The organism is Vibrio sp. 2132-1 (assembly GCF_033344315.1).
Genome location: NZ_JAWPON010000443.1, coordinates 1 through 645 on the forward strand (window position 1 = coordinate 1; position 645 = coordinate 645).

The window sequence follows — 645 nt, forward strand, 5'->3', positions numbered from 1 at the left end:
GAAATGACTAACGTAAAGATCAAACTCAACGTTAAAACCGCCAGCATAAGCTGGTTACCGATACTAAACCGGCGTTGAGTTCGCTCTTTTACATCCATATGAAATCACTCCGATAATCTTGCGCTACTCTAAATATAGTCGTGAGCAAATAATAATCGAGGATAGGATGAAAGGACTTCTACGTGTATTGGCTTTTAGTTGTATGGCAGTCAGTGCAGCGACCGCCGCTGAAGAGGTGAATTATTACGTTATCGCCGACCAAGCAAGGCCATTTCAAATCGAACAACAAGGACAACAACATACCGGGATCGTGACGGATATTGTGAACGCGATTTTTGCCAACTCAGATTATAAGGTGAATTTTCACACCTATCCGTTTAAGCGCATGATTTCATTATTAGAAGCGGGTGGGGAAGAAAACTGGCTGACATACGGCAGCCCTGATTGGGGCCGAGTTCAATCAGAAAACCTATCTAAAGAGCCTATTTACACTGTAAAACACGTGTTGGTATCCAGCAGTGATGCGCCTTTTAAATTCAATACTATGCAAGACATCAAAGGTCGTTCCATCGTATTGCTGCTAGGTTTCGACTACCCAAACTTAATGCCGTTTTTTGAAGATAAAACCGTCAACGAGATGCGTGT

1 protein-coding gene is annotated in these 645 nt (G+C 42.6%); it reads left to right on the plus strand.

Going from position 1 to position 645, the window contains the following annotated elements; all coding sequences use genetic code 11:
* Positions 1–166: 166 nt before the first annotated feature.
* The coding region (locus tag R8N47_RS25925) for a transporter substrate-binding domain-containing protein (protein WP_318186197.1) at positions 167–645 on the plus strand (479 nt) is incomplete at its 3' end.